This window comes from Bradyrhizobium sp. UFLA05-108 (genome assembly GCF_059803455.1).
The window spans coordinates 1-4,778 of sequence record NZ_JBANAZ010000150.1 but is presented as its reverse complement, the minus strand read 5'-3'; the positions used below and the strand labels follow the sequence as shown (position 1 = coordinate 4,778).

Sequence of the window (4,778 nt, the reverse complement as noted above, 5' to 3'; positions counted from 1 at the left end):
ATCTGGTCGCGATGAACGGCCATGGGCGCTCCGCTTCCGGCGGGGCGCCTGCCTTCCACCATCGGGATTATGCGGAGTGCCGCGGCCGACAAAGCTACGAAACCCGCGTTCAACGCCCCACTGCTTCGAGATTACCTGCTTGCAGCGGGTGGGGTCTGGTCGACCAATTGAAGGGTGTTGTCCGGAAACTTCATCCACTCCGCTTTGCTATCGCACCAGACTACTACGCTCGGCGCCGGAAACTTTGGGTCAAGGAATGCGCCAACAGGGATGCCAACTACCCCAGGCATCGCGTCGAGCTTGGTTGCAATGGTGGACCCGCAATCACCACAAAACTCCAGCAAAACTCGTCCTCCAGAAGACCCGGGACGCTCGAATGTCTTGCTCGTCCCTGTCCTCTCTTTTACCTGGTCCGATGTCCAGCGCGACGCCACCGAAAATACGCTTCCCGATCTACGCTGGCACCAGCTGCAATTGCAGGCGCTGACAAGCGTGGGTGAACCGGAAACCGTTATCGATAACTGCCCACACTGGCACCGCGCTGTCCTCTCCCACTGTAGCTCCCTCCCAATGAGTCCGGAACGGTAACACGAAAGCTCATCTAGCACTACTTTGGCAGGGCGCGGACTCATTAGCGCGCAGCCAAATGCGGATGGATGCGAGCTTGACGAAGGCAAGGTAGTTTGCGGCGAGTTTGTCATACCTGGTCGCAACACGCCGACATTGCTTGATCTTGTTGAAGAACCGTTCGGTCAAGTTGCGTGCGCGATACAGATACGGGCTGAAGCAGATCGGGTCTTTGCAATTTCGCTTCGGCGGAATGTCGCCCATGCTCCTTGCGACGGGCAAGTTCCCTGATAGTCCGCGTCGTAGCCACGATCAGCGAGCAACATAGTCTTGGGAGGCAAAGTGCTGAGGAGGACTGAGCATAGCCGATTGTCGTGTGCCTCACCCGGCGTACGGGCGAGATGCACGGGCAGGCCATTAGCATCTACCACCGCGTGAATTTTGCTGGTCAGGCCCCCTCGCGAGCGACCCATATCCTGATGGTTGTTGTCCGCGACGCAGGCTCCGTGCTGGTGCACGCGCACGACGGAGGTATCGATCATCTGCACCGCCGCGTCACGACCAGCAGCCAGCGCATCCATAATCTGTTCCCAGACGCCAGCCCGCCGCCAACGAACGAACGGTTGTAACAGGTGGTGCGGGGGCCATAGGTTCCAGGCAGGTCGCGCCATGGAGCACCTGAACGCAGGACCCAAAAGATGCCATTGAGTACGCGACCATCATTTACACGCGGAACGCCACGCGGCTTCTTCGGCAGCATCAGTTTGATGGTGGTCCATTCGTAATCGCTGAGTTCGTAGCGCATTATCCGAGGCTCCAATGCACGCAAAACCGGCCACCTCGTCACGCCGCTAGTATTGCCGGCTCGCTAGAAAGCTCCCGCCATGGTGACACGAAACGCCAGCGGCTCGATGGGGTGAAGAACGTAGTCCATGACGCCATTCTGGCATACGGCTGCAGGGGCAGCCTGCTGCACATAGCAGACGTTATAGAGCGAATCTGTCTTCAAGAGCGAGCCGTAGGCATAGGTGATCTGGTTCCCTTTCGTGTTGAAGAGGTTGAGCACGTCGAGCTGGATGCGCCAGCCGTTGTCGGTGCGGTAACCGAGGCGTCCGTTGAAGACGCTCGTCGGCTGTGAGCGGAATGCGTTGTCTTCCGTCAGCGGGCTCGCGGCGAGATAGCGCCAGCGCAGGCCACCGAACCACCCGGTCTTCTCGCCGAGCGTAATGCCGGCGGACGCCACCATCGGCGGCGCGTTCGGAATATAGTTGCCGGGCGCGTTGCCGATTTGCGCTTCCGGATAACCGGCAAGGGAGGCATAGACCGCGGCTTGGTCGCTGTCATTGCCAAGAAACCGCGCATGCGTCATGGCGAGATCGGCGTCGATGTCGATCCAGGACTTGGGCCGATAGTGGTTGGTCCACTCGAAACCATAGCGCCGGCTTGCGCGGGTCGCGGAGGTATCGCCGGCATCGCCGCTGAACAATATCTCGGAATCCTGATCGAGGATGAAGACGCTGAGTGAGGTATCGAGCCCGGGAATAATCCGGCTGCGCACGCCTACCTCCGCTCCCTTGGTGCGTACAAGCAGTGGCGAGGGCGAGAGCTTGGTTGCCGGATCGTTCGGGTCTTCCGTCGTCGTCGCGCCGCGTGCGTCGTTGCTGTGCATGCCATAGCCAGCGCCGAGGAAGAACTCGGTCTTGTCGAACGGACCCAGGACCATCCGGAACTTCGGACTGCCTATCGCGGCATCGACATGGCCGGAATTGTTGGCATTGTAGAGAGAGTTGACGTTGGCCGCATAATAGTCGCCGCGCCAGCCGACGGTGGTCCTGATCCAGTCAGTCCAGCGCACGGTGTTCTCGGCATAGATTCCGACGCTGCCTTCACCCACCTTGTCGCTGCGAACATTGGCGAGGAAGCTGCGCTGGAAGGTATCAGTCAGCCCAAGATCGATGGCGTCATAGCGCGATTGCAGGCCGAAGGTCGTCTCCATTGGCAGCCCCGCGAACGAGCCGTTCAGTGTACGCGCAATATTGGCGCCGGCCATCAGGCGGTCGTCATGCTGATGGAACTGGTCGCCGAACGTCTGGTCACTCAGGAAATAGGTGAAGTTGTTGAAGAGGTCGAGCTCGCTCTTCACCACATAAGCGTTTGCCTTCCAGGAGCCGGCATCATCGCTTTGTGCCACGCGCGCCGAGATCGCAAAGCGGTTGGTGTTACCGCCGTCGCTTGGATCCTCCGATCCGAACCGGCCGATCAGACCCGAGGTAATCGCGCGCTGCGGCACCTGGTCGGTCGAATTCCACTTGTTGGAGTAGGCCATGCCGGTGACCGAGATGCCGTCGGTCGCCGTACCCTGGCTGTAGCGCACGAGACCGTTCAGCTTCCGCACGTCGTCCGGGTTTTCCCAGGGACCGTTGTAGGTGCCGACCTCGCCGGCAACGAGTAGCGCGCCGTCGCCGACCTTCGCGGAATCCATGCCGAGCAAACGGCGATAACCGAAGCTGCCGGCGGTCAGCTGAGCGAGGCCCTTCTCCATGCGGTCGATCAGGCCGATATGCACGCTGCCCACCGAAGAGAAATCGCCTTCATCGGCGAAGTAGGGCCCTTTGCGCACGTCCATTGCAGCGACCGTCTCCGGGATCAGCCAGTTGAGATCGGCATAGCCCTGACCATGCGCATGGGTGCGCATGTTGACCGGGACATCATCAACATAGATCGCAAGGTCCGTGCCGTGGTCGAGATTGTACCCCCGCAGGAAATACTGGTTCGCTTTGCCTTCGCCGGAGTGCTGAGTGACAATCAATCCCGGCACGGCCTCCAGGAGTTCGCCCGGACGCGTGGCAGGCCTCGCCCGCATCTCCTCGCCCGACACCGTTGTTTCGCTTGCCATCCCGGGCGGAGAGGCCGCACCGGAAGCGGTGCTGCGCGCGCCCGAGCCCGCAGCCACGACCGGATGCACTGCGAGCCGCGTCGAGGCCGCGGGCCTTCTCGTGCGGCGCGATACCACCTGGTGCTTCGGCCCAGTTCGCTCTTCGCGGGTGACCTGGATGGGCGGCAACTCGTGCGTCATGCCTGCCTCTTGGGCTGAGACGCGACCATCACCACACAGAGCAGCGGCGACAAGAAGAAAGACTTTGCCCCGATCGGACATCCGAAAGCAGCCCCCCGTCACTTCACCCAACCCTTCCACAGCGCCACACCAGTATGATGTCTACCCAAATTCATCATACTGGCGAGAGCAAAAGCGGGGCCAATTCACAGGCCCGGATGTCCGCTCGGGGCCTGTGGCTCCAAGTCGCTCATTTTGAAAGCCAAATTCGTTTGTGATGCTCGTACACAAGGGTGACTATCGTGGAAACGATGCTTCCACGCGGTGACAAGCTCTCACTCAGTGATCGCATTCTGGCCGGCGCTTCGATGACCTGCACTGCCGCCGTCTTTTCATGGCGCTCGACTTGCCCTTCGCCATGATCTAGTAGTCGTCTCTGAGGGGCATTCCATGCGGGCGCAACTGCAAAGATATTTGCCGATCTTCCTCATCGCCTTGTTGGTGCAAGTCCTTGCGCCGATCGGTGCATGCTGGGCGACAGCTATTGCAGCCTCGGACCCATTGGGCGCCGCGGCGATCTGCCACGACAGCGGCTCAGCACCGGATCGGCCCATCGATCAAGGCGGCGGCCACGGAGAACACGGCAGTGCATGTGCGTTTTGCTGCCTCGCGAGCGCGACCGCATCCACCGATACCCCAAAGCAGGTTGCTCTTGCAGCCCCGTACCGCGAATCGGCACCATTCAATTGGCTGAAGCGGACACCGGGTCTGTCGGACCTTCGCTTTGGCTCGCCAGCTCAGGCTCGCGCACCGCCATATTCTTCCTGACCAGACTTGTCCCTGGCTCGGCCAAGCCGAGCGGTAAATCTGTAGTTTTGCGGCGCGCAAGATATCGCCGCCAGGAAGGTTTTAAAAGATGTCACGCGTTCATGCCCTCTGCGGCGTGAGTGCTGTTGCCATGGGCATGACGCTGATGTCAGCGCCCAGAATGGCCAGCGCTCAGAGCCAGCAAATCCTGCCGCCGGTCACGGTTGAGGCGCCCGCCTCAACGCGGCCCAAACCCGCCAAGCCGAACACGCGGACAGCCTCTGTTCGGCGACAAGCGAAACCAGTAGTAGCGGCAGCGCCGGCAGCAAGCCAAGTGGCAGCCGGCATC

General features: G+C 60.9%; 3 protein-coding genes and 1 pseudogene. 1 reads left to right on the top strand and 3 read right to left on the bottom strand.

The window, feature by feature from the left end; all coding sequences use genetic code 11:
* Positions 1-131: 131 nt before the first annotated feature.
* From SO140_RS45320 to SO140_RS45310, 3 genes and pseudogenes are all read right to left on the bottom strand, one after another.
* A complete protein-coding gene (locus SO140_RS45320) occupies positions 132-632 on the bottom strand; it encodes a GFA family protein (protein ID WP_498544142.1) in 501 nt (166 codons plus the stop codon).
* Positions 598-1,372: pseudogene (locus SO140_RS45315) on the bottom strand (IS5 family transposase). The gene SO140_RS45320 and the pseudogene SO140_RS45315 overlap by 35 nt, the downstream one beginning before the upstream one ends.
* 63 nt (positions 1,373-1,435) lie before the next feature.
* A complete protein-coding gene (locus tag SO140_RS45310; protein WP_498544141.1) occupies positions 1,436-3,643 on the bottom strand; it encodes a TonB-dependent receptor in 2,208 nt (735 codons plus the stop codon).
* A gap of 429 nt (positions 3,644-4,072) precedes the next feature.
* Between SO140_RS45310 and SO140_RS45305 the strand changes: the two genes are divergently transcribed.
* On the top strand, positions 4,073-4,450 hold the full coding sequence (locus SO140_RS45305; RefSeq protein ID WP_498544140.1) for a DUF2946 domain-containing protein: 378 nt from the start codon (positions 4,073-4,075) through the stop codon (positions 4,448-4,450).
* Positions 4,451-4,778: the final 328 nt, after the last annotated feature.

What these genes read in the sequence shown, in the direction of transcription:
- SO140_RS45320 (WP_498544142.1), bottom strand. Translation starts at nt 632, where the DNA reads ATGAGTCCGCGCCCTGCCAAAGTAGTGCTAGATGAGCTTTCGTGTTAC.
- SO140_RS45310 (WP_498544141.1), bottom strand. Translation starts at nt 3,643, where the DNA reads ATGACGCACGAGTTGCCGCCCATCCAGGTCACCCGCGAAGAGCGAACT.
- SO140_RS45305 (WP_498544140.1), top strand. Translation starts at nt 4,073, where the DNA reads ATGCGGGCGCAACTGCAAAGATATTTGCCGATCTTCCTCATCGCCTTG.